The organism is Nonomuraea sp. KM88 (assembly GCF_052245635.1).
Taxonomy (GTDB): Bacteria; Actinomycetota; Actinomycetes; order Streptosporangiales; family Streptosporangiaceae; genus Nonomuraea.
The window spans coordinates 59,057-81,409 of sequence record NZ_JBQQCC010000022.1; the positions used below are offsets into that span (position 1 = coordinate 59,057).

General features: G+C 72.5%; 21 protein-coding genes. 7 read left to right on the forward strand and 14 right to left on the reverse strand.

Translation table 11 applies throughout. The features are described 5' to 3' along the window. The first annotated feature begins 45 nt into the window (after positions 1–45). Positions 46–1,527, forward strand: a complete 1,482-nt coding sequence (locus tag ACTWPV_RS42290) for a cobyric acid synthase (protein WP_443156101.1) — start codon at positions 46–48, stop codon at positions 1,525–1,527. 31 nt (positions 1,528–1,558) lie between these two features. On the opposite strand, the gene ACTWPV_RS42295 is transcribed toward ACTWPV_RS42290, so the two are convergent. The 6 genes from ACTWPV_RS42295 to ACTWPV_RS42320 form a co-directional block, all read right to left on the reverse strand. Further along, a complete protein-coding gene (locus ACTWPV_RS42295) occupies positions 1,559–2,443 on the reverse strand; it encodes an SDR family NAD(P)-dependent oxidoreductase (RefSeq protein ID WP_443156102.1) in 885 nt (294 codons plus the stop codon). 192 nt (positions 2,444–2,635) lie between these two features. After that, the gene (locus tag ACTWPV_RS42300; protein WP_347649081.1) at positions 2,636–3,127 is read right to left on the reverse strand and encodes a LysE family translocator; all 492 of its coding nucleotides are present in this window, start codon (positions 3,125–3,127) and stop codon (positions 2,636–2,638) included. Further along, positions 3,124–3,255 (reverse strand): hypothetical protein, encoded by a 132-nt coding sequence (locus ACTWPV_RS42305; protein WP_443156103.1) that lies wholly within the window; start codon positions 3,253–3,255, stop codon positions 3,124–3,126. Before ACTWPV_RS42305 ends, ACTWPV_RS42300 begins: the two co-directional genes overlap by 4 nt. Positions 3,256–3,260: 5 nt before the next feature. After that, complete coding sequence (locus ACTWPV_RS42310; RefSeq protein ID WP_347649079.1) at positions 3,261–4,208, reverse strand: quinone oxidoreductase family protein; 948 nt, start codon at positions 4,206–4,208, stop codon at positions 3,261–3,263. Positions 4,209–4,342: 134 nt separating this feature from the next. Then, complete coding sequence (locus ACTWPV_RS42315) at positions 4,343–5,242, reverse strand: Vgb family protein (RefSeq protein ID WP_443156104.1); 900 nt, start codon at positions 5,240–5,242, stop codon at positions 4,343–4,345. Further along, positions 5,236–6,873, reverse strand: coding sequence for an ABC-F family ATP-binding cassette domain-containing protein (locus tag ACTWPV_RS42320; RefSeq protein ID WP_443156154.1), 1,638 nt, complete (start codon positions 6,871–6,873; stop codon positions 5,236–5,238). The genes ACTWPV_RS42315 and ACTWPV_RS42320 overlap by 7 nt, the downstream gene beginning before the upstream one ends. Positions 6,874–6,982: 109 nt before the next feature. Here ACTWPV_RS42320 and ACTWPV_RS42325 point away from each other — a divergent pair, with 109 nt between their 5' ends. Next, complete coding sequence (locus ACTWPV_RS42325) at positions 6,983–7,531, forward strand: TetR/AcrR family transcriptional regulator (RefSeq protein ID WP_443156105.1); 549 nt, start codon at positions 6,983–6,985, stop codon at positions 7,529–7,531. Between the two features lie 30 nt (positions 7,532–7,561). Here the strand turns inward: ACTWPV_RS42325 and ACTWPV_RS42330 are convergent, their stop codons facing one another. Beyond that, on the reverse strand, positions 7,562–9,190 hold the full coding sequence (locus tag ACTWPV_RS42330; RefSeq protein WP_443156106.1) for a protein kinase domain-containing protein: 1,629 nt from the start codon (positions 9,188–9,190) through the stop codon (positions 7,562–7,564). A gap of 6 nt (positions 9,191–9,196) precedes the next feature. Then, a complete protein-coding gene (locus tag ACTWPV_RS42335) occupies positions 9,197–10,111 on the reverse strand; it encodes a hypothetical protein (protein WP_443156107.1) in 915 nt (304 codons plus the stop codon). Between the two features lie 203 nt (positions 10,112–10,314). Here ACTWPV_RS42335 and ACTWPV_RS42340 point away from each other — a divergent pair, with 203 nt between their 5' ends. Together ACTWPV_RS42340 and ACTWPV_RS42345 are read left to right on the forward strand one after the other, a co-directional pair. Beyond that, positions 10,315–10,581: a DUF6504 family protein gene (locus ACTWPV_RS42340; protein ID WP_132506970.1), complete on the forward strand. Its 267-nt coding sequence runs from the start codon at positions 10,315–10,317 to the stop codon at positions 10,579–10,581. Next, positions 10,581–14,210 carry a DNA polymerase III subunit alpha gene (locus tag ACTWPV_RS42345; RefSeq protein ID WP_443156108.1) on the forward strand — a complete coding sequence of 1,210 codons (3,630 nt, stop codon included), beginning with the start codon at positions 10,581–10,583 and terminating at the stop codon, positions 14,208–14,210. The genes ACTWPV_RS42340 and ACTWPV_RS42345 overlap by 1 nt, the downstream gene beginning before the upstream one ends. On the opposite strand, the gene ACTWPV_RS42350 is transcribed toward ACTWPV_RS42345, so the two are convergent. From ACTWPV_RS42350 to ACTWPV_RS42365, 4 genes are all read right to left on the reverse strand, one after another. Next, a complete protein-coding gene (locus ACTWPV_RS42350; protein WP_443156109.1) occupies positions 14,207–14,662 on the reverse strand; it encodes a type II toxin-antitoxin system VapC family toxin in 456 nt (151 codons plus the stop codon). The genes ACTWPV_RS42345 and ACTWPV_RS42350 overlap by 4 nt on opposite strands. Then, a complete protein-coding gene (locus ACTWPV_RS42355; protein ID WP_443156110.1) occupies positions 14,655–14,828 on the reverse strand; it encodes a hypothetical protein in 174 nt (57 codons plus the stop codon). Before ACTWPV_RS42355 ends, ACTWPV_RS42350 begins: the two co-directional genes overlap by 8 nt. Positions 14,829–14,958: 130 nt before the next feature. Beyond that, on the reverse strand, positions 14,959–15,681 hold the full coding sequence (locus tag ACTWPV_RS42360) for a DUF4328 domain-containing protein (RefSeq protein WP_443156111.1): 723 nt from the start codon (positions 15,679–15,681) through the stop codon (positions 14,959–14,961). Between the two features lie 46 nt (positions 15,682–15,727). After that, entirely contained in the window at positions 15,728–16,375 is a 648-nt protein-coding gene (locus tag ACTWPV_RS42365) for a response regulator transcription factor (RefSeq protein ID WP_347649071.1), read from the reverse strand. 91 nt (positions 16,376–16,466) lie between these two features. On the opposite strand from ACTWPV_RS42365, the gene ACTWPV_RS42370 reads away from it, so the two are divergent. Together ACTWPV_RS42370 and ACTWPV_RS42375 are read left to right on the forward strand one after the other, a co-directional pair. Next, on the forward strand, positions 16,467–17,144 hold the full coding sequence (locus ACTWPV_RS42370; RefSeq protein WP_347649070.1) for an ABC transporter ATP-binding protein: 678 nt from the start codon (positions 16,467–16,469) through the stop codon (positions 17,142–17,144). Then, positions 17,141–19,069 carry an FtsX-like permease family protein gene (locus tag ACTWPV_RS42375; protein WP_443156112.1) on the forward strand — a complete coding sequence of 643 codons (1,929 nt, stop codon included), beginning with the start codon at positions 17,141–17,143 and terminating at the stop codon, positions 19,067–19,069. Before ACTWPV_RS42370 ends, ACTWPV_RS42375 begins: the two co-directional genes overlap by 4 nt. A gap of 21 nt (positions 19,070–19,090) precedes the next feature. On the opposite strand, the gene ACTWPV_RS42380 is transcribed toward ACTWPV_RS42375, so the two are convergent. Then, a complete protein-coding gene (locus tag ACTWPV_RS42380) occupies positions 19,091–20,092 on the reverse strand; it encodes an LLM class F420-dependent oxidoreductase (protein WP_443156113.1) in 1,002 nt (333 codons plus the stop codon). Positions 20,093–20,172: 80 nt separating this feature from the next. Here ACTWPV_RS42380 and ACTWPV_RS42385 point away from each other — a divergent pair, with 80 nt between their 5' ends. Then, a complete protein-coding gene (locus tag ACTWPV_RS42385) occupies positions 20,173–21,600 on the forward strand; it encodes a sulfatase family protein (protein ID WP_347649067.1) in 1,428 nt (475 codons plus the stop codon). Here ACTWPV_RS42385 and ACTWPV_RS42390 read toward each other — a convergent pair. Further along, positions 21,594–22,271, reverse strand: coding sequence for a FadR/GntR family transcriptional regulator (locus ACTWPV_RS42390; protein WP_443156114.1), 678 nt, complete (start codon positions 22,269–22,271; stop codon positions 21,594–21,596). The genes ACTWPV_RS42385 and ACTWPV_RS42390 overlap by 7 nt on opposite strands. Positions 22,272–22,353 lie beyond the last annotated feature (82 nt).

Below are 22,353 nucleotides of genomic sequence, written 5' to 3' on the forward strand. Positions count from 1 at the left end.
TTTCGCGGAAATTTCGTGATCGGTCGGCTCCGGTACGGTGCTCGCATGGTCAAGGGAGCGTTGCTGGTCGCGGGCACCACGTCCGACGCGGGCAAGAGCGTCGTCACCGCCGGCATCTGCCGCTGGCTCGCCCGCCGGGGCGTCCGCGTCGCGCCGTTCAAGGCCCAGAACATGTCGCTCAACTCGTACGTCACCGCCGGGGGCGCCGAGATCGGCCGGGCACAGGCCATGCAGGCGCAGGCCGCCGGCGTCGAGCCCGTCGCGGACATGAACCCCGTCCTGCTCAAGCCAGGCAGCGACCGCCGCAGCCAGGTCGTGCTCATGGGCAGCCCGGTCGCGGACGTCGACGCGATGGAGTACGGCGCGCTCAAGGACCTGCTCCGCACCACGGCGCTGGAGGCGCTGGGCAGGCTCAGGAAGCAGTACGACGTGGTGGTGTGCGAGGGCGCGGGCAGCCCCGCCGAGATCAACCTGCGCCGCGGCGACATCGCCAACATGGGCCTGGCCAGGGCCGCGAACCTGCCCGTGATCGTGGTCGGCGACATCGACAGGGGAGGGGTGTTCGCCGCGTTCTACGGCACGGTGGGGCTCCTGGACGCTGCAGATCAATCCCACATCGCCGGATTTGTCGTGAACAAGTTCCGCGGCGCCCCCGAACTGCTGCAGCCCGGTCTCGACATGCTCGGACGGCTGACCGGACGCCCGGTCTACGGCGTGCTGCCGTGGCTCGACGGGCTCTGGCTCGACGTGGAGGACTCGCTGGCCCTCGACGGCCGCAGGGTCGCCGCCGGCCCGCCACACGGCCGGCAGACCCTGCGGGTGGCGGTCGTACGGCTGCCCAGGATCTCGAACTTCACCGACCTGGACGCCCTGGCCGCCGAGCCGGGGGTGGTGGTGCGTTTCGTGACCGACCCGGTCGAGCTGGACGACGCCGACCTGGTGGTGCTGCCCGGATCCAGGGCCACCGTCGACGACCTGGCGTGGCTGCGCGCGACCGGCCTGGCGGCGGCGATCAGCGAGAGGGAGGGGCCCGTGCTGGGCATCTGCGGCGGGTTCCAGATGCTCGGGCGGGAGATCGTCGACACGGTCGAATCAGGCGCGGGCCGGGTCGAAGGGCTGGGGCGGCTGCCGGTGCGGGTCGAGTTCGCGCAGGAGAAGCGGCTCGACCGGCCGGAGGGCGTCGCGTACGGGCAGCCCGTACGCGCGTACGAGATCCATCACGGCCAGGCGACCGTGGAGGGAGGCGAGCCGTTCCTCGACGGGTGCCGGGCCGGGCACGTCTGGGGCACCACCTGGCACGGCGCCCTGGAGAACGACGGGTTCCGCCGCGCCTTCCTGGCCGACGTGGCCGATCGCGCCGGGCGGGCCTTCGTGCCGGCTCCGGGCACCGACTTCGCCCGGCTGAGGGAAGAACGGCTCGACGCGCTGGCCGACCTCGTCGAGCGGCACCTCGACACCGCCGCCCTGCTCCGGCTCATCGAGCACGGCCCTCCGGAGGTGCCCGTCCTGCCCCCGGGCGCCCCCTGATCCACCCGCGAGGGCTCTCGCCGGGGGGCGCTCACGGTTCATGGACCGCGCCGCGGACGTGGTCCAGGTCTCCCTCGACCGGGGAGGTCGCGGGCATGGCCGCCAGGATGGCCTGGGTCCGGGCGGTGATGAGGTCGATCCCCGCGCGGTCGGTGAGCACGTACAGGTCATTCGCCCGGATGGCCCCGATCACGAGGTCACCGACGGTGTCGGCGGGGACGCCGAACCGCGCCACGGCGGCGTCGATCCTGGGCATGAGCTGGTCGATCCTGTCCTGTGCCCGCCTGAGTTCGGGGCCGCCATGCTGGGTGGCGACCAGGGAGCGGGAGGACCGGGCGATGTTCGAGGCGACACCGCCGGGACACAGGACCGTGACGCCGACGGGATGCCCCGCCGTTTCGAGCTGGTGACGCAGCGACTCGGACAGGCCCACGACGGCGAACTTCGACGAGGTGTACATCGGGCCGACTCCCGCGCCGATCAACCCGGCGGCGGAGGCGGTGTTCACGATGTGCGCGGGCCCGCCGCGGCGGAGCATGCGGGGCAGAAAGGTCTGGACACCGTTGACGACCCCGCCGAGGTTGATGTCCAGGGCGAGGTCCCACAACTCGTAGGTCATGTCCGCGGGCCGCTCCGGGAACGCCAGCCCGGCGTTGTTGCACAGCACCGTGACCGGGCCGAGCCGCGCTTCGGCCTCGTCCGCCGCGCGAGCGTAGGCCTCACGGTCGCGTACGTCGAGAGGGAAGGCGGCCACCTCGGTCAGCTCGGCCAGCTCGGCGGCGGCCTCGCCGAGCGCGGCGTCGTCGATGTCGGCTATCGCGAGCCTGCCGCCCTGGCGGGCGAGGGCACGGGCGATGCCGAGGCCGATGCCTTGCGCTGCTCCGGTGATGAACGACGTGGTGTTCGGGAAGTCCATGCCCGCACCCTAACACCAGAGTAGAGAGTCTCTACTTTTAGAGACCCTATAAGGCGATGTTCGGCGAACGAGACGCTCGACCGGTGGGTCGCAGCCGAGCGTCGTTCGCGGTCCGGGGTGCGGTCCGCCGGGCATGGGCAGGGCGTGCCGGCTACCTGCGTACCTCCCGCACCTGGACGAAGGCCGCGCAGATCAGTCGGTGAACGCCAGGCGTACGCCGAAGCCGACGATGACGACGCCGGTCAGCCGGTCGAGGAACCGCCGCACGCCGGGCGAGCGCAGGAACCCGCTCATCATCGACGCGAACCAGATCAGCACGACGCTCCACAGCAGCCCCTCGACCACGTGAACCCCGGCCAGCAGCAATCCCATGACCGCGTGCGGCGCCTCCTCCGGGATGAACTGCGGCAACATGGCCACGTAGAAGACGCCGACCTTGGGATTGAGCAGGTTGGTCACCAGCCCGCGGCCGAACCCCTTCCTGAACCCGGCAGCCTGCTGCTCCGGCAGCGCATGCGCGCCCGCCCCGGTCAGGATCATGCGCAGGCCCATCCACACGAGGTAGGCCACACCCGCCCAGCGCAGCACCTGGTAGGCCGTCTCCGAGGCCGCCAGCAGCGCCGACAGGCCCGCCGCCGTGAGCACACCCCAGATCAGGGTGCCGAACTGGATGCCCAGCGTCACCCCCCCCAGGCCGGCCCCCGGCCCGCCAGCAACGACGTCCGGAGGATGAGGGCCGTGTCGAGGCCCGGGGTGAGCGTGAGCAGGGCGACCACGGCGGCGAACGATAACACCGATCCAGCGATGTCCATGCCCGTCAGGGTAGGAGGAGGAGCTTTCCTGTCGTGCGGCGGGCCGCGAGGTCTTCGTGGGCCTGACGCGCCTCGGCCAGCGGGTAGCGGCGCGAGATGGTGATCGGGAGCTGCCCCGCCGAGATCCAGCCGAACAGGTCGGACGCGCGTTGCAGCAGCTCCTCGCGCCGCGCGATGTGGTGCACGAGCGTGGGCCTGGTGAGGAAGAGCGAGCCCTTCTGGTTGAGCGTCTGGGGATCGAGCGGCGGGACCGGGCCGCTGGCGGCGCCGTACAGGGCCATGAGGCCGCGCGGCCGCAGGACCTCCAGGCCGCCGTCGAAGGTCGTTCTGCCGACCCCGTCGTACACGACGTCGATCTTGCCGCGCAGGGCGTCGGTGAAGTCGTCGTAGCCCAGCACCTCGTCGGCGCCCGCCTGCCGGGCCAGCTTGGCCTTCTCGTCGGTGGAGACCGTCGTGTGGACCGTGGCGCCCTTGAGCTTGGCCAGCCGGATCAGCAGCTGGCCCATGCCGCCCGCCCCCGCGTGAACGAGCACCTGGTCGCCCTCGCCCACCTCGTGGGTGGAGTGGGTGAGGTAGTGGGCCGTCATCCCTTGGAGCATCGCCGCCGTCGCCACGTCGGCCGGCACGCCGTCGGGCACCGGCACCGCACGGGCCGCCGGCACCACCACCTTGCCGCTGTAACTTCCCATGACGTCAGCCCAGGCCACGGTGTCACCCACGGCGAGGTCGCGCACCCCTGGCCCCACGGCCGAGACCGTGCCGGCGCCCTCCAGACCGATGGACGTGGGAAGGTTGAGCGGGTAGGCGCCGGATCGATGGTAGATGTCGATGAAGTTGACCCCGGCGGCGGCGACGTCGACCACGACCTCGCCCTCACCCGGCACCGGGTCGGGACGCTCGGCGTACTCGAGAACCTCTGGGCCGCCCTGGGCGGAAACGACGATGCTCTGCATGCCCCTAGTCAACTCCCTCGCCGCCGCTCCGATCCAACCGGCCCCGTGCGGGAGTGGACGGGACCCGCCCGCTGACGGGGCCCGCACAGCAGGCACGGACGGGGGCGGACCGGCCAGGAACCGAACCGCGGGGGTCAGGCCGGCGGCGCCGGGGACATGCGGGCCAGGGCGCCCGCCTCCAGCGCCACCCAGATCGCCCCGTCGGGCCCGACCGTCAGCCCGTGCGGCTCGCCCTTGCGCACGCCGTCAGGCCCGTGGGCGAGATCCTCAGGAAGGCGGGGGAGCGGATGGTGATCGATGACGCCGTCGATCGTGATGCGGCCGAGGCGGCCGGCAGCCCATTCGGTGAACCAGAGGGCGCCGTCGGGGCCGGTGATGATGGCGTGCGGGCGGGCCTCCCGGTCGGGAAGGGCGAACTCGCTGATGTCGCCGGCGGTGTCGATCCGGCCGATCTGGCCCGCGCCGATCTCCACGAACCAAAGCGCCCCGTCGGGCCCCGGCGTGATGCCCACCGGCGCGCCGCCCTCCGTGGGGAGCGGGTGAACGGTCACCTTGCCGTCCATCGACACGCGGCCGATGGCGTTGCCCTGGTTGATCGTGAACCAGAGGGCGTCGTCGGGCCCCGCCGTGAGGAATGCGGGCATGCCGCCCTCCACCGGCACCTGGAACTCGCTCAGCGTCCCGTCGGCCGCGATGCGCCCGATCCTGCCGCTCTGCATCTGGGTGAACCACATGGCGCCGTCGGGGCCCGCGACGATGCCGTAGGGGGAGTCGGCCGCGTGCGCCGTCACCTGCCCGTCGGCGGTGATGCGGCAGACCCGCCCGCCCTTGCCCTCGGTGAACCACAGGTCCCCGCCGGGACCCGGCGTGATCACGGTCGGCAGGCCGTCGGCCGGGTCGAGCTGGTGGATCACCGGCTCCTGGCCGGGCACCAGCCTGCCGACGCGCCCTTCGTGGACGAGCGTGAACCACAGGGCTCCGTCCGCCCCTGTCGTGATGCCGTACGGTGCGCCGGCACTGATCCTGGTCAACATATGGTTCCCCCGATGAGTTCGATGTCGTCGCCTCGGAAGCGCCGGGCGAGGGCGCGGTCGTGTGACACCACGACGAGCGTGCCGTCGTAGGCGTCGAGCGCCTGCTCCAGCTCCTCGGCCAGCACCGGCGACAGGTGGTTGGTCGGCTCGTCGAGCAGCAGCAGGTCGTGCTCCCGCCCCAGCAGCCTGGCCAGCGCGAGCCTGCGCTGCTGCCCGACCGACAGGGCGCCCGCCTTCTGGTCGAGGGTGTGCGGCCGGAAGAGGCCGGTGGCCAGCAGGGCGGCCCTGCGCTCGTCGGCGTAGCCGAGGCCGTAGGCGTCGAGCACGGTCTGGCCCGGGTCGAACGTGACCTCCTGCGGCAGGAATCCGACCCCGCTCCCCGCGTGCTCGGCGATGGTCTGCAGCAGCGTGGACTTGCCCGCGCCGTTGGGGCCCCGGACCAGCAGGCGGTCACCGGCCCTGATCGTCAGCGAGTCGACCCGCAGCCGCTCGCCGACGCGTACGTCGCGCAGCTCCACGACCACGCGGGCCGCCGCGGCCCCGGCCGGGCCGGAGGAGACGGGTGCCGTCGGCGCGGTGTCGTGCTCGCCCGCCGCGGCCCCGGCCGCGCCGGAGGGCATGCGTGCCGTCGGCGCGCCGCCGAAGGTGCCGCGGAAGCGCAGCGGCTCCGGCGGGCGTGGGACCGGGTCGGCCTCCAGCCGGCGCAGCCGCTCGTGGGCGTTGCGGACCCGGCTGGCGACCGAGCTCTGCACCCGCCCAGCGTCGCGGTCGTAGGCCACCTTGTTGTTGTCGCGCATCACCCGCCCGGCGGCCACCCGGTGCGCCGTGGTGGCCGCGCGCTCGCGCACCTGGCGCACCTCCTCGCACCACGCCGCGTAGGACTGCTCCCAGCGCGCCCTGGCCGCCGCCTTGGCGGCGAGGAAACCGGTGTAGCCGCCGCCGAACCGGGTGATGGCGCCCCGCTCGACCTCGAGCACCGCCGTCGCCACCCGGTCGAGGAAGATCCGGTCGTGGGACACGGCGACCACCGCGCCCCTGTGCTCGCGCAGGCGGTCCTCGAGCCAGGCGAGCGCCGGCGCGTCGAGGTGGTTGGTCGGCTCGTCGAGCAGCAGCACGCGGGGCGAGGCGGCCAGCACGCAGGCCAGGCCGAGCCGCGCCTGCTCGCCGCCCGACAGGCTCGACAACACTCGGTCGCGGCCCACGCGGGCCAGGCCCAGCCCGTGGAACGCCTTGTCCACCCGCGCGTCCGCCTGGTAGCCGCCGCGCAGTTCGTACGCCGTGAGCAGCTCGCCGTACTCGCCCATGACTTCGTCAGTGAGTGACGACTCCAGCTCGCGCATCCGGCGCTCCATGGCGCGCAGGCCGGCCAGCGCGGCGTCGATCGCCTGCTGCACCGTGTGGGACGGCGGCAGGCCGAGCGTCTGGCCGAGGTAGCCGGCGTCGTCGGGCACGGTGACCTCGCCGTCGTCGGGCGCCTCGACCCCGGCCAGCAGCCGGAGGAGCGTGGACTTGCCCGAGCCGTTGTCGCCGACGACGCCCACCCGCTCGCCGGGGCCCACGGACATGGACGCGTCGACGAGCACGGCGCGATCGCCGTAGGCCTTGGAAACTCTGCGGAGGCTGATCAGGATAGAACTCCAATCGCAACTGATGTAGCTTTAGTGTGGCATGCGGGGACAGTTAATGCAACTGGAGTAGATTTTGCAGTCGAACAAGCGTCCAGGAGGGCGGAGCGCACGCGTGCGTGATGCCGTACGCAGGGCGACGCTCGCCGAGCTGGGCGAGCGCGGCTACGCGGGCCTGACGGTGGAGAACATCGCCGAGCGGTCAGGGGTGCACAAGACGACGGTCTACCGGAGATGGGGCAACGTCGAAGGGCTGATCTCCGACGCTCTCGAGCTGGCCACGGACGAGCCGTGGCCCGTCCCCGACACCGGTTCGATCGAAGGCGATCTGCGGGGCATCGTGCAGTTGGTGCGCACCGGGTTCGACGATCCGGAGCTGGGGCCGGTCTCGTCGGCGTTCGTGGCGGCCGCCATGCAGAATCCCGGCGCGGCGCGGGCGCTGCACGAGTTCTTCGATGCGCGGCACGAGCAGTCGGCCGAGGTGGTCAGGCGGGCGATCACGCGGGGGGAGCTGCCCGACGTCATCGACGTGCGCGAGGTGATCAGGGTCGCGGTCGCCCCCGTCTACTACCGGCTGTTCGTCGCGCACGAGCCGGTGACCGAGCAGGACGCCGACCGCGCCGCCGACGCCGCGCTCGCCGCCGCCCGCGCCGGCGTCCTCTGAGCGGGGCCACGGCCCGCTGAACGGGCGCGCTCAGGGCTCCTTCTGGGCGCGCAGCTCGAAGTCGTCGAACGTCGTCTTCAGCAGCGACGTGCCGTCCTTCGCCGTACGCGCGAACAATCCCACATTGCCGTTGCCGATCCCGTTGGGGTCGTCCACCTGGTGCACCCGCTGGTCGTTCACCCACATCGTCAGCCGCACCGCCGTCCCCCGCTGCTCGCACGACGCCACGATGCGGGCGGGCTTGCCGGGCAGCCCGTCGACCTGCACCGGCTGGGCCAGCGTGCCGCCGGCGCCGTCGAAGATGCGCCGGATCCTGGCCTGCCCCTTCGTGTCGAGCCCGAACTCGTAGTAGGTGCTGTCCTCGGGGTTGTGGCAGTAGACGCCGTACTCGCCGGCGCCCGCAGACTTCTTGACCTCGGAGGTGACGGCGACCACGACGGACGACGGCAACATCGGCGTGGGCGTGGCCGAGGGGTCGGGCGTGGTCGTGGGCTCGGCGACGAGGAAGGGGATGGGCGCCTCCGCCCAGCGCTCCTCATTGTACTTCTCCACGTCCAGCCCGTAGGTGCCGTCCGTGCGATATCCGTAGCTGGAGCTCTGGTCCGGGTCGTAGGTGCCGTTCCAGCCGCCGCTGGTCTGCGTGAAGTCCTCGCGGTAGAGGACGCGCAGGTCGTCGGGCGGCCCATCGGGGCCGAGCAGCGCCCACGCGGTCACCCCGCCGGCCACGACCAGCGCCGTGGCCGCCGCGATCCCCGCGATCAGCTTGCCGCGCCCCTTCGCCGCGCCCGGCCGCACGCCGGTGTAGGCGGCGGTGGCGGCCTGCTGCCAGGTCACCTGTACGGTCTGCGCCGCCTGCTCCGGCGCGGCCGAGCGCCCGACGAGATGGTCGAGCAGCTGCTGCGCGGTCGGCCGGGCGGCCGGGTCCTTCCGCAGCGCGGCGCCGACCAGCTCGCGCAGGCCGGGTTCGACGGCGTCGAGGTTCGGCTCGGTGTTGAGGACCTGGTAGACGATCGACGGCAGCGTGTCGCCGCCGAAGGGCGCCCGCCCGCTGGCCGCGTACGCCACCAGGCACCCCCACGAGAACACGTCGCAGGCCGGCGACACCGGATCGCCGCGCAGCACCTCGGGGGCCATGTAGCGGGGTGTGCCGACCAGCTCGCCGGTGCCCGTGACGCCGCCGAGCGTGTCGAGCGCCCGCGCGATGCCGAAGTCGATCACCCGCGGGCCGACGGGGGACAGCAGCACGTTGGACGGCTTGAGGTCTCTGTGCACGACCCCGGCGCCGTGGATGGCGGTGAGCGCGGTGGCGACGCTGACGGCCAGCGCGTCGAGGCTGGACCCGCGCAGCGGCCCCGACTGGTGTACGGCCTCCTCGAGGTTGGGGCCGGGCACGTATTCGGTGACGACGTAGAGCTGGTCGCCGTCGAGAGCGGCCTCGATCACCGCGGCCGTGCAGAACCTGCGCACCCGCCGGGCGGCGTCGGCCTCCCGGCGGAACCGCATGCGGAACTGCTCGTGCTGGGTGAGCTCCGGGTTGATCACTTTGACGGCGACGCGCTGCCCGGCGGGATCCTCGGCCAGGTGGACCGTGCCCATCCCGCCTCGGCCCAGCACGTTCAGCAGCCGGTAGCGCCCGATCTGGGATGTTTCACCGCTCACGCCGCGCTAGCTTACCGATACCGGCCTGCTTGGCGTAGATCCGTAGAAATCCCGTGTGCGCCTCGCGTACGCCAGCGCCGCCACGGCCAGCCCGGCGCCCCACACGAGGTAGGCGGGCACGGCGACCCAGTAGAACGCCTCCGGCAGGCCGCCCGCGCCGAACGGGACGCGCCCGCTGAGCCGTTCGGCCACCATCTGCCCGAGCCCGACCCCGAAGTACGCGAGCAGACCGCCCGACACGGCGACGCCCGGCCACAACACCAGCCGGCGCGGCACGGAGCGGCCGGCGAGCCCGGGTACCCAGCGCGGCCACACCCGCCCCCACCGGTGCACGAGCGCCAGCGGCAGCACCGTCCCGGCCAGCAGGAACCCGGCCTCGAACACCGCCGTCCCGCTTGCGAGGGGGGTGTTCCCGAATCCGACCGCCGCCTGCGCCGCCACCCGCGTCAGGAAGCCGCCGACGGCGGCGTAGGCACCCGCGTACGCCCAGAGCGGCGTGTGGCCCAGCCCTTTGAGCTCCACGGGCCGGTACGCCCGCGCGGCCCGCCACACGAGCAGGCCGCAGCCGACGCAGGCCGCCTTGCCGGCGGCGCCCAGCGGATGGACCGGGATCCCGGACCCGGGGACGACCGTGCCGACGACGTCGAGCAGCAGCAGAGCCCCCGACACCACGAACGCGCCGCCCACTGCCCACGCCACGGCGGCGAGCGCCGTCCTGGCCGGGGCGGCCGGACGGACGGTCATCATGGCCACGAGCGTCCCCGCCGCCGCGCCGCACAGGGCCACGGTTCCCCAGCCGGTGAAGACGACCAGGTCGGGACCGATCGGCGACAGGCGCTGCGGCATGTGCCCGAGCTGCCAGTAGACCCGGATCCCTCCGTAGAGGAGCACGGACGTGAGGGCGGCTGAGAGCTTCCTCATGGCCGCCATCCTGCGACGGCCCCGCCGGCCCGCGCCTCCCCATGAGGGGGCGTTCCCTTCCCCCGTACGGGGGAAGAAGGGCCGCCTCGGGGCAGGGGCGAACGACTTGCGCTTCGGGCGCTGAGAACATATGTTCGATAGGTAAGCGCCCGCCTTCCCCCGGGCGGCTCCACATACAGACCAGAGCCGCGGGGAGAAGCATCTTGAGCAGACTCTATGGCGATCCGATAGAGGTGTGGACCAGGGACGGGGAGCCGACCCAGTTCGTCTGGCGCGACCGCCTCTATCTCGTGCGCCGGATCCTCGACCACTGGGTGGTCGCGCGCGAGTGGTGGAAGACCGGCGAGGGCGATCCGGGCGAGCGCCGGTTCTGGCGGGTCGAGGCGGGCCCCGGCCGCGAGGTGGGCTCCTACGAGCTGCGCTACGACACCGCCGGCAACGGCTGGCTGCTGCTGAGGGCGTGGGACTGATGGCGCCCCCGTTCCCGCACCTCAACGTGTGCTCGGCCTACTCCATGCGCTACGGCACCGCCTTCCCCCGCGCGCTGGCGAGCCGGGCGGCCGAGCACGGCATGGACATCCTGGCGCTGACCGACCGCGACGGGCTCTACGGCGCGATCAAACACGTCCAGGCGTGCGCCGAGGCCGGCATCGCGCCGGTGCTGGGCGTCAACCTCGCGCTCGACGTCCCGGCGCCCAGCCTGCTGCCGGGGCTGCCGCCACCCCGCCGCCCCAGGACCGGCCCAGGCGCGGAGGACCGCGTCACGGTGCTGGCCCGCGGTGGCGGCTGGTCCCGCCTGTGCCGCCTGGTCACGGCCGCCCACCACGCCGGCGAGCGGGGCGCGCCCAGGCTGACCCGCGAGCTGGCCGGCGAGTGGGCGGGCGGGCCGGGCGGCGAGCACGGGTTCGGCGCCGACGACGGGCTCGTGGTGCTCCTCGGCCCCAGGTCCGACGTGGGCCGCGCGGTGGCCGAACGCCGCGACGAGCAGGCCAGGACGCTGCTCGGCCTGTGGCGCGCCGCGGTGCCCGGCGTGGTGATCGAGCTGGTCGACCAGTACGGCTTCCGCGACGCCATCACGGCCGTGCGCATGCTCGGCCTGGCCGAGTCGACGGGCGTGCCGGCCGTGCTGACCAACGCCGCCCGCTACCTCGATCCGGCCGACCACCAGGTCGGCGACGTGCTCGACGCGGCCCGCCAGCTCGTCCCGCTGCACCCTCGCCACCTCGACCGCACCACCTCCCACGCCTACCTCAAGAGCGGCAAGGAGATGGCGCAGGTCGCGGCCAAGGTCTGCGGCGCCGACCAGGAGCGGGTGGCGAAGGTGTGGCTCACCACCAGGCGGCTGGCCGAGGCGTGCGCGATCGACCCGAACCGGCTGCTCGCGCTCCGGAACGACCCGCCCGACCTGCACCTGCCCGAGATCGGCCGCGACCCGGTGCCGCTGCTGCGCCACCGCGTCGAGGACGGCCTGCTCGCGCGCGGTCTCGACCGCTCCGCCGAGGCCAGGCGGCGCCTCCAGGACGAGCTGGCCATCATCGAGAAGAAGCGCCTGTCCGGATATTTCATCGCCGTGGCCGGCATCACCGACATGATCCGCGGCATGGGCATCCGCTGCGCCATCCGCGGCTCGGGAGCGGGCAGCCTGGTCAACCACCTCATCGGCATCGGCGAGGTCAACCCGCTCGACCACGGCCTGCTCATGGAGCGTTTCCTGTCGGAGGGCCGCATCGGGCTGCCCGACATCGACATCGACGTCGAGTCGGCCCGCCGCCTCGACTGCTATAAAGCCATCTTCGAGCGCTACGGCGAGGCGCGCGTGGCCTGCGTGTCCATGATGGAGACCTACCGGGCGCGCAGCGCCATCCGCGACGTCGCCGGCGCGATGGGCCTGCCGCCGCACGAGATCGACGCCATCGCCAAGGCGTTCCCGCACATCAGGGCCAAGCAGATCACCGCGTCGCTGAACGACCTGCCCGAGCTGCGCGAGAGCCGGCTCGGCGACGCGGGGCTGGAGCGGGTGTTCCGGCTGGCGGAGAAGCTCGACGGCCTGCCCAGGCACATCGCGCTGCACCCGTGCGGCGTGCTGGTCGGCAACGCGGGGTTGCGCGACAGGACGCCGGTGGAGCGCAGCCTGCTGGAGTTCCCCATGTCGCAGTTCGACAAGGAGGACGTCGAGGAGGCCGGGCTGCTCAAGCTCGACGTGCTGGGCGTGCGGATGCAGTCGGCGCTGGCGTACGCGCTGGGCGAGATCAAGCGGGTGGACGACGTCGTGGTCGAGCTGGACACCCAGCGGGGGGACGACCCCGAGGCCCAGTACGTCCCCCACGACGACCAGGACACCTACGACATGATCAGCGCCGGCCGCACCCTCGGCTGCTTCCAGATCGAGTCGCCCGGGCAGCGCGAGCTGGTCGCCAAGCTGGAGCCGCGCAGGATGCACGATCTGATCGTGGACATCTCGCTGTTCCGTCCCGGCCCGGTCAACTCCGACATGGTCACCCCCTACCTGGAGGCCAGGCACGGGTGGCGCAAGCCGTACTACCCGCACGAGAGGCTGCGGGGAGCGCTGAAGGAGACGCACGGCGTCGTGGTGTTCCACGAGCAGGTGCTCAGGATCATCTCGGTGATGACCGGGCGCGACCTGTCGTTCGCCGAGCTGCTGCGGCGCACCCTGGACACCCCGGAGGGGCGCGAACGGGTACGCAGGACGTTCGTGCCCATGGCCAGGGCCAACGGGTTCGGCGACGCGGCCGTCGAGCGGGCCTGGAAGGTGCTGGACGCGTTCGGGGCGTTCGGGTTCTGCAAGGCGCACGCGGCGGCGTTCGCGCTGCCCACCTACCAGTCGGCCTGGCTGAAGCGGCACCACCCGGCGGCGTTCTTCGCCGGCGTGCTCACGCACGAGCCCGGCATGTACCCACCGCGCGTCATCATCGACGAGGCCAGGCAGTGCGGCGTCAAGATCCTGCCGCTCGACGTCAACCGGTCGGGAAAGGACTGGCTGGTCGAGCGGCTCGGGCCGCGCGTGCGGGTGCGCGTGCGCCCGTCCGAGCTGGGCGACGGCCCGGCCGGGCGGCGGGGCTTCCGCCAGGAGGAGATCGGCAAGGGGTACGCGTTGCGGGTGCCGTTCTCGGCGGTCAAGGGGGTGAGCGAGGCGGAGGTCGAGCGGATGGTCGCCGGCCAGCCGTACACCTCGCTGGCCGACTTCTGGGACCGCGCCCGGCCCTCCCGGCCCACGATCGAGCGGATCGTCCAGGTCGGCGGCCTGGACGCGCTCCACGACCTGCACCCCGGCGGGCCCCGCTGGCGTCCGGGCGAGCTGACCCGCCGCGACCTGATCGCCCAGGTCGGCGCGCTCGACCGGGTCTCGGCGATCGGCGTGCGGGCGGGCCCGCGCAGGTCCAGGCGCTACGCCGCCCCGCCCTCCCGGGAGGAACACCCGTCCGTGCAGCTCCCGCTCGGTTTCGGCGAGCACCTCCCGCCGGGCGAGCTGCCCGAGATGACGGAGACCGAGATGGTCGAGGCCGAGCTGGAGATCCTGGGCATCGACGTCAGCCGGCACGTCATCAGCTTCCACGACGAGCTGCTCGACGCGCTCGGAGTGGTACGTTCCAGAGAGCTTCTCGCCCAGCGCAACGGCGCGGAGGTGCTGGTCGCGGGGGTCAAGGTGGCGACCCAGACGCCTGCCGTGCGCTCGGGCCAGCGGGTCATCTTCGCCACGCTCGACGACTCGACGGGGCCGGTCGACCTGACGTTCTTCGAGTCGGTGCAGGGGCGGTGCGCGTCGATCGTGTTCGGCTCGTGGCTCATGCTGGCCAGGGGAGTGGTCAGGCGCACGGGCACGCGGGCGGTGTCGATGCGCGCGGTCGACTGCTGGAACCTGGTGGATCTCGACGCGCTCTGGCGCTCCCAGGGCATCGAGGCGGTCCGCGCCGTCATCACCCGCACCCCGGACGACCACGCTGGGGTCGGGGGCCGCGCCATCGAATATGCCAACGGGTTCAGGCTCTCGCCCTACTCCGACCTCGCCCCGGCCGTCACCGAACCGCCCAGGCGGCTCTGGCACGCCAGCCCGGGAAGCTCGGGCCCCACCGCCGCCTAGGCCGATGTCTCCTGAAGAACCCAGCAAAGCGGCCTGAGCCGGCTCACCGGGCTCGCCATGCCCAGGAACTTGTAGTCGACGGTCGCGATGTCCGGGATCTTCAGCCGCTCCGCCATCGCCAACACGATCCCGTCCACGTAGCCCAATGGTCCTGACACGAGCCGCTTGGACAGCTCTGTCGCGCGGGCACGGTCCACTGGAACAGGCGAAACGATCTCAAAATCCCCGCCATGGGAGTGGGACTCCACGGCTTCGAGGAACTGCACCTCCAACGTGGGGCCGTTGCGCACGTTGTTACGCAGAAAACTGCATACCTCGCCGAGCACCGGCTCCGGAATGACGAGTCGGCCCTGCCATTCGGCTAGCAATCGACTGCAACGGAAGAACTCTCTGTCGCGGTCGTTAATGTGGCGATCAGCGGACCGGAGTCGCAGAGGAGCGGTTTCATGCACTTCGCCGGGCGGAGTCGATGGCCTCGACGATCATTCGGTCGCGGTGCGCCTCAGCCATGATCTCGCGGTATCTGGACGAGAGGTCCGGCTGGTCGATGCTGGCCAGGCCGACCCATGGAAAACGTCGCCGGACAGCCTCGAGATCGATGAGTTCCTCAGGGTCCATGACTGTCAATCTAGACGATACGGTTCTTACTCGCCCGATTCGCTGTGAAGAGAATGGCCGCTCTTCGCTCATGGTGCGCTACTTTACGTGATGGCGCCAGTGGGAGGCGACGGAATTGACGTTCCCGGGCCTAGCCCGTGCGTCCGATCGGGGTGGAGCCGGAGGCCGGGCGGGGCTGGGGAGCGAAGGCGCGTACGGTGCCGGGCTCCGCCGGCCGGGGAGCGCCGGAGCTCCGCTGGAGCCGGGTGAGCTCGCGTACGGTGGCCGCGCACAGCAGGGCGGCCAGCGCCGAGCAGGACAGCTCCAGCATCCCCACTCCCGTCAGGTCGAGCTCCGACGAGCCGAGCGGCAGCCGCACGGTGACCAGCGCCAGCATGGCCAGCCAGCTCAGCCACCAGCCCGTCAGCAGCGCCAGCCACCGGCCGCGGCGGCCGGCGAGCGGCCGGGCGCCGCGCCACACCTCGTCGACCAGCACCACGGGGGCGATCAGGTTGACGCCGGGGATCAGCCAGGCGGCCGCCACGGGGCCGGTGGCGGCCGAGCGGTCGTTGGCCTGCCTGGCCCGCACGAGCCAGGTGACGTAGGCCGCGGCGACCGCGATGGAGGTGCCCGCCACCAGCATCATCAGCACCGCGAACACCGTCACCGCCCCGACCACGGCCTCCGCGTCGGCACCGGTCGGCCGGCCGCCGAACGTGGCGAGCTGGACGGCGAGGTCACGGCCCCGCGCCTGCTCGAAGATCACGAGAGCGCCGAGGGAGAGGACCTGGGCGACCAAGGTCACGTGTACGGCGAGGGCGGCTCTCGCGGGCGATGCCTGGGTGTGGCGCACGTTGTTCTCCCCCCGGGCCATGCGCTGAGGTTCTGATTCACTTGTATCCCGCCAGCCCTTCGCTTAATCAGCTCACCACGCCGGATTCCCACGCCCACGCCGCGATTTCCACCCGGTTCCTGACGCCGAGTTTGGCGAAGATGCTGCCCAGATGCGTCTTGACCGTCGACAGCGACACGAACAGCTCCGCGGCCACCTCCTGATTGGTGCGTCCCCTGGCGATCAGGCGCACGACGTCCAGCTCGCGCCCGGTCAGCGGGTCGTTCACGGGGGCCGGGGCCCGCCGGGGCCGGGCCACGTGCTGGAGCAGCCGCACGGTCACCGAGGGCGACACCAGCGCGTCGCCCGCCGCCGCGGCCCTGACGGCTTCGATCAGCAGCGTGGGCCCGCTGTCCTTGAGCAGGAACCCCGTCGCGCCGGAGCGCAGCGCTCCGTAGACGTACTCGTCCAGGTCGAAGGTGGTGACGATGACGACCCGCAGCGGGCTCTCCACGCCCGGGCCGGCCAGGACGCGGGTCACCTCGAGGCCGTCGAGCTTGGGCATCCTGATGTCGAGCAGGCACACGTCGGGCCTGAGCCGGCGGGCCTCCGCGACGGCCTCGGCGCCGTCGGCCACCGCGGCCACGACCTCCATGTCCGGTTGTGCGTCCAGAATCATCTGAAAGCCGGTGCGTACCAGTTGCTGATCGTCGGCGATGAGAACCCGAATAGTCACGCACCAACTCTAGAGATCGGCCGTTCGGCCGATGCGGTCCTGGCCGCCCGGCCGATCCGCCGCACCCCCGGCCGGCCCGAGGCTGGACGCCATGAACGACGTACTTGTTGGACGAGCCCTGGCCAAGAGGTTCGGGCAGACGGTCGCCCTGGGCGGCGTGGACATCACGGTACGAGCCGGCGAAGCCGTGGCGATCATGGGCCCGAGCGGGTCCGGCAAGTCGACGCTCCTGCACTGCCTGGCCGGGATCATGAAACCGGACTCGGGGGAGGTGCACCTGCTCGGCCAGCGCATCGACGCCATGTCCGAGCGACGGCGCAGCGCCCTGCGCCGCACCCGCTTCGGCTTCGTCTTCCAGTTCGGCCAGCTCCTGCCCGAGCTGCCCGCCGAGGAGAACGTGGCGCTCCCGCTCATGCTGGACGGGGTGCCGCGAGCGCAGGCCGTGCGCCGGGCGCGCGAGTGGTTCGGGCCGCTCGGCCTGCAGTCCATGGAGACCAGGCGGCCCGGCGAGCTGTCCGGCGGCCAGGCGCAGCGGGTGGCCATCGCCAGGGCGCTGGTGAGCCGGCCGGCCGTGGTGTTCGCCGACGAGCCCACGGGCGCGCTCGACCAGCGGACCGGCCACGACACGATGCGGCTGCTCGCGGAGGCGACCAGGCACAACGACGCCTCCCTGATCGTCGTCACCCACGACCCGGACGTGGCCGCGTGGTGCGACCGCACGGTCGAGGTGCGCGACGGCCTGATCCTGCCGAACGGGGTGCGCGCGTGAACCTCGGCCTGACCTGGCGGCTGCTGAAGGGCGGCGGCAAGGGGATGCTCGGCACCTGGCTCACCCTGGGCGCCGTCGCCGTGTCCACGGCGCTGCTGCTGTTCGCCGTGGCCGCGAACTTCGCCTTCGAGGCCAGGGGCGAGCGCGGCGCCTGGCGCAACCCGGTCCCGGCGACGTCCGGCGCGGTGGCCGTCCAGGCGTCCCGTTTCGACTACGTACGCGACCAGGCGATCACCGTCGTCGACCTGGGCGCGCTCGGCCGGGCGCCCGCGCCTCCCGGCATGCCGCGCTTCCCCGCCCCGGGCGAGGTGTGGCTCTCACCCGCGCTGGCCGAGCTGGCCGCGCGGCTGCCCGCGGCCGAACTCGCCGGCCGGTACCCCGATCCCGCCGGCGTGCTCGGCGACGAGGCGCTGATCCATCCGGACGAGCTCGTCGCCGTCGTCGGGCACCAGCCTGACGCCCCCGCGCTGACCGCTGCCCGCAGTGACGACTGGGTCATCGCCAAGCCGCCGGTCACGGTGGCCGATCTGGCGGGCACGCCGAGCGAGGACTCGGAGGCGTACCGGGTGCTCGCGCTCATTGCGAGCGTGCTCATGGTGGTGCCGCTGCTGGTCTTCGGCGGCGCCGCGGCCAGGCTCACCGTGGCCAGGCGTGACCAGCGGCTGGCCGCGCTGCGCCTGGTCGGCGCGACGCCGGGGCAGGTCGTCGCCATGACCGTGGCGGAGGCGATGATCGTGGCGCTGGCCGGCGCCCTCGTGGGGACGGTCGCGTTCGCCCTGGCCGTGCCGTTGCTGGCGGGCATCGAGATGCAGGGCGGCCCGTGGTTCGCCGCGGACCTGTTCCCCGGCCCGCTGGTCCTGGCCGCGGTGCTGGTCGCGGTGCCGCTGCTGGTGGGGCTCTCCGCGGTGATCGGATTGCGGCGCGTCGTGGTGAGCCCGCTCGGCGTGGCCAGGCGGGAGACCCCGCCCGCCATGCGGTTCGTGCGGGTGCTCGCCTTGCTGGCGGTGCTGGCCGTGTTCCCCATGCTGACCCGGAGCTCCAGCGTCTCGATCGTCGCCGTGGCGCTCGGCCTGGCGTTCCTCTGCGTCAACCTGGCCGGGCCCTGGGTCGTCGGCATGATCGGCAGGATCACGGCCGCGAGCGCGCGCAGGCCCGCCCGGCTGCTGGCCGGCCGGCGGCTCGTGGACGACCCGCGCTCGGCCTGGCGCACCGTGAGCGGCGTGGCGCTGACCGGCTTCGTGGCGGGCTTCCTCGGCCTGCTCAGCCCGGGGGCGTTCGAGGAGCAGGCCGGGCCGCCCCAGCTCCGGGTCACCGCGCCCGCCGGGCAGGCGGCGAAGGCGACCGAGCAGGCCCGCGAGCGGCTGGCGACGGCCAAGGTGCCGGCCACCGTGAAGGCGTCGGACGGGGTCGTCGTCGCGGCTCTGGGCAGCACCGCCGACGCGGCGACCGTCGATCGGGCGCGCACCGCGCTCGCCGGGCTCGTTCCCGGCCGCACCCCCACGACGAAGGACGACGACCAGCGGTTCGGCACGCAGATCCTGGCCGACGTCCGCGTGGGCACGATCGTCGTGCTGTCGGTGTCGTTCCTCGTGGCCATCGCCAGCGCGGGCATCACGGCCGCGTCGGCGATCCTGGACCGGCGGCAGACGTACGGGCTGCTGCGCCTGGCCGGCACGCCGCTGGAGGTGCTCGACAGGGCCCGCCGCGCCGAGACGCTCATCCCGCTGTCGGTGATGGGCGGCGGCGCGATCCTGGTGGGGGTGTTCTGCGCGACGCCGTTCATGCTGGGCGGGATCAGCACGGTGGGCGCGGTCACGCTGCTCGCCTGCGTCGCGGTCGGCTTCGCCGGCGTGGTCGGGGCGGGGGCGCTGAGCCGGCCGCTGCTGCGGTCGGTCACCACCGACCCGGCGCCGCGTCCCGACTGACCGGCGTGCCCGTAGGGCCGGTCAGCCCAGGACGAGGTCGCGCACCAGCTTCAGCGAGGGCTCGTCGCGCGGGCCCATGACCAGCAGGCTCGTGACGGGGCTGGCCCGCCAGAGCTCCAGCCGTTCCTTGATCCGGCCGGGCGGGCCGACGAGCGAGATGCCGTCGGCCAGCTCGTCCGGGATCGCCCGGAACGCCTCGTCCTTCTTCCCGGCCAGGTACAGCGACTGGATGTGCTCGGCGGCCTCGGCGTACCCCATCCTGCCGATGATGTCGGCGTGGAAGTTGCGGTGCTTCGCCCCCATACCGCCGATGTAGAGGGTCAGCATCATCTTCACGCCGTCGAGGGCGGAGCGGACGTCGTCGGAGATCACCACCATCACCATGGCCGCCACGTCGAAGCCCTCGGGGGCGCCCGCCAGCGACGCGCCGTACATCTCCTCGATCTTGGAGGGGAACGCGAACAGCGGCAGCCAGCCCTGGGCGATCTCGGCGGCCAGGGCCACGTTCTTCGGGCCCTCGGCCCCGAGGTAGACGGGGATGTCGGGGCGGAGCGGATGGGTGATGAGCTTGAGCGGCTTGCCCAGCCCGCCCGCGAGCGGGAGCGGGTAGTGCGGGCCGTCGCTGGTGACCGGCTCCTCGCGGCGCCAGACCTTGCGCATGATCTCGACGTACTCGCGGGTCCTGGCCAGCGGCTTCGCGAACGGCCGGCCGTACCAGCCCTCCACGACCTGCGGGCCCGACGCGCCCACGCCGAGCAGCAGGCGGCCGCCGGTGAGGTGGTCGAGGGTCATCGCCGTCATCGCCGTCGTGACGGGCGGCCTGGCCGAGATCTGGGCGATCGAGGTGCCCAGCTTGATGCGGCTGGTGCGCGCGCCGTACCAGGCCAGCGGGGTGAAGACGTCGCTTCCGTACGCCTCCGCGGTCCACACCGAGTCGTAGCCGAGCCGCTCGGCGGCGAGCACCGACTCCGTCGCGTCGTCGGCGCCGCGCTGCCAGTAACCGAGATTCAGGCCGAGCTTCATGATCCACCTCCGGAGGTAGATTCCATTCACCCCGGGGCGCTCCTCCGTGTCAATGGACATCTCGGGGGAAGTGGAAGCCTGTGCTGAAGGCCCTGTCACGACTCGTCTGCCTGCTGCTTCTCCTGCCGGCGGGCGGGATCGCGACGGCCGAGGGCGGCTCCCGGCCGAACATCGTGTTCGTGCTGGCCGACGACCTCGAAACCGGGACGCTCGGCTATTTCCCGAACATCACCCGGCATCTCCTCCACCGGGGCGCCTCGTTCGAGCGGTATTTCGCGACCAATCCCTGGTGCTGCCCGTCGAGGGCGTCGACGCTGCGCTCGCAGTACGTCCACAGCCATCGCGTATGGACCAACACCGCGCCGGAAGGCGGGTTCGACCGCTTTCATCGGCAAGGTCTGGAACGTTCCACCATCGGGACCTGGATGAAGCAGGCCGGCTACCGCACCGCCCTCATGGGTAAATATCTCAACCACTATCCCGGCGCCGCGGCCCGGGAGACGTACGTGCCGCCCGGCTGGGACGAGTGGGCCGTGCCGGTGCGCGAGCTCTACCAGGAGTACGGTTACCGGCTCAACGAGAACGGCCGCGTGGCCGACTACGGCTGGTCGGAGAACGACTACCTGACCGACGTGCTGTCCCGCAAGGCCCGCGACTTCGTCACGAAGTCGAAGCAGCCGTTCTTCCTCTACCTGGGGGCCATCCCGCCGCACAACCCGGCCAACCCCGCGCCCCGGCACGCCGGCGCCTTCCCCGCCGCCAAGGCGCCGCGGACCCCGTCATTCGATCAGGAGGACGTCAGCCGCGAGCCGCTGTGGATGCGCGAGCTGCCGAGGATCGGGCCGGCCGGGGAAAGGCGGATCGACGAGCGGTTCCGCGCCAGGCTGCGGGCCATGCTCGGCGTGGACGACCTCGTGGGCTCGCTGGTGAAGACTCTGCGCGAGTCGGGCAAGCTCGACGACACCTACCTCTTCTTCGCCTCCGACAACGGCTTCCACCTGGGCACTCACCGGCTCAAGCGAGGCAAGACTACCCCGTTCGAAGAGGCGGTCAGGGTGCCGCTCGTCGTCCGCGGCCCCGGCGTGGCCGCGGGCTCCAGGGTCTCGTCCCTGGCCTCCGTGGTGGACCTGCCGGCGACGTTCGCCGCGCTGGGCGGGGCCCCGCTGCCGCCGTTCGCCGAGGGGCGCTCGCTGGTGCCGCTGCTCGGGGGCCGGCCGCCGGCACAGTGGCGCAGGAACGTGCTCGTCGAGTTCGCCAGGCCGGCCAACAGGGAGTCGGCCCGGCAGACCCCCGTGCCGGGCTATCGGGCGTTGCGCACGGACCAGTACACCTATGTCCGGTACGACACGGGGGAGCGGCAGCTCTATGACCTGCACGAGGATCCGTACCAGTTGGACAACCTCGCGGGGAGCGCCGATCCCGCGCTGGTGGCCGGTCTGGAGCGGCGGCTGCAGGCGATGACGGCCTGCTCGGGCGCCACCTGCCGGCAGGCGGACATGGCTCAGTGACCGAACAACGACGGATACGCGTGCGCCAGGTGCTCCGAGACCGCCCTGGCGGCCTCGTCCGCGTCGCCTGCCTCGATGGCCCGCAGGATGCGTACGTGGCCGGCGCGCAGGATCGTGGTGTCCCCGAGGCGTTCGACCGCTTCGACCGCGTACCTCCGCATCGAGTCGCGTAGCGAGCGCATGATGGCCGCGATGAGCCGGTTGCCGGACGCGTCCGCGATCGCGCAGTGGAAGGCGGTGTCGTGCTCCACGAACTCCTCCGCCGTTCTCGCCCCGTCCATGCCGGAGAGCGCGGCGGCCAGCGCGGACGTGCCGGCCCGCGCCGAGGCCGCATGGGAGGCGGCCCACTGCTCGATCATGTGCCGGGCGTCGATGACCTCGCGCAGCTCCAGGCCCGCCATGCTGAGGTGCAGCCGGAGCAGGTCGGTCAGCGCCGTGTCGGGGCGGGAGGTCAGCACCGCGCCCGCGTCGGGGCCCCTGCCCACCTGCGAGGAGACCACGCCGAGCGACTCCAGGACACGCATGGCCTCGCGTACGGACGACCGGCTGACGCCGAGCTGCTCGGCCAGCTGGCGTTCGGCGGGCAGCCGGTCGCCGGCGGTGAGGCCGTCCTCCGCGATGCGCCGCTCGATCTGGGCGAGCACGTCCTCGAACGTCCGCGTCCGCTTCACGGGACGCCAGCCGCCGTCGCCCAACGGAACCTCCCCATGGTGGCCGAAAAGAGTACGGTTCGATATGGTCTGACCATACTGT

What these genes read in the sequence shown, in the direction of transcription:
- ACTWPV_RS42305 (WP_443156103.1), bottom strand. Translation starts at nt 3,255, where the DNA reads ATGGACATCGCTGGATCGGTGTTATCGTTCGCCGCCGTGGTCGCCCTG.
- ACTWPV_RS42360 (WP_443156111.1), bottom strand. Translation starts at nt 15,681, where the DNA reads ATGGCCCGGGGGGAGAACAACGTGCGCCACACCCAGGCATCGCCCGCG.
- ACTWPV_RS42335 (WP_443156107.1), bottom strand. Translation starts at nt 10,111, where the DNA reads ATGAGGAAGCTCTCAGCCGCCCTCACGTCCGTGCTCCTCTACGGAGGG.
- ACTWPV_RS42355 (WP_443156110.1), bottom strand. Translation starts at nt 14,828, where the DNA reads ATGGACCCTGAGGAACTCATCGATCTCGAGGCTGTCCGGCGACGTTTT.
- ACTWPV_RS42380 (WP_443156113.1), bottom strand. Translation starts at nt 20,092, where the DNA reads ATGAAGCTCGGCCTGAATCTCGGTTACTGGCAGCGCGGCGCCGACGAC.
- ACTWPV_RS42345 (WP_443156108.1), top strand. Translation starts at nt 10,581, where the DNA reads ATGGCGCCCCCGTTCCCGCACCTCAACGTGTGCTCGGCCTACTCCATG.
- ACTWPV_RS42370 (WP_347649070.1), top strand. Translation starts at nt 16,467, where the DNA reads ATGAACGACGTACTTGTTGGACGAGCCCTGGCCAAGAGGTTCGGGCAG.
- ACTWPV_RS42315 (WP_443156104.1), bottom strand. Translation starts at nt 5,242, where the DNA reads ATGTTGACCAGGATCAGTGCCGGCGCACCGTACGGCATCACGACAGGG.
- ACTWPV_RS42310 (WP_347649079.1), bottom strand. Translation starts at nt 4,208, where the DNA reads ATGCAGAGCATCGTCGTTTCCGCCCAGGGCGGCCCAGAGGTTCTCGAG.
- ACTWPV_RS42290 (WP_443156101.1), top strand. Translation starts at nt 46, where the DNA reads ATGGTCAAGGGAGCGTTGCTGGTCGCGGGCACCACGTCCGACGCGGGC.
- ACTWPV_RS42295 (WP_443156102.1), bottom strand. Translation starts at nt 2,443, where the DNA reads ATGGACTTCCCGAACACCACGTCGTTCATCACCGGAGCAGCGCAAGGC.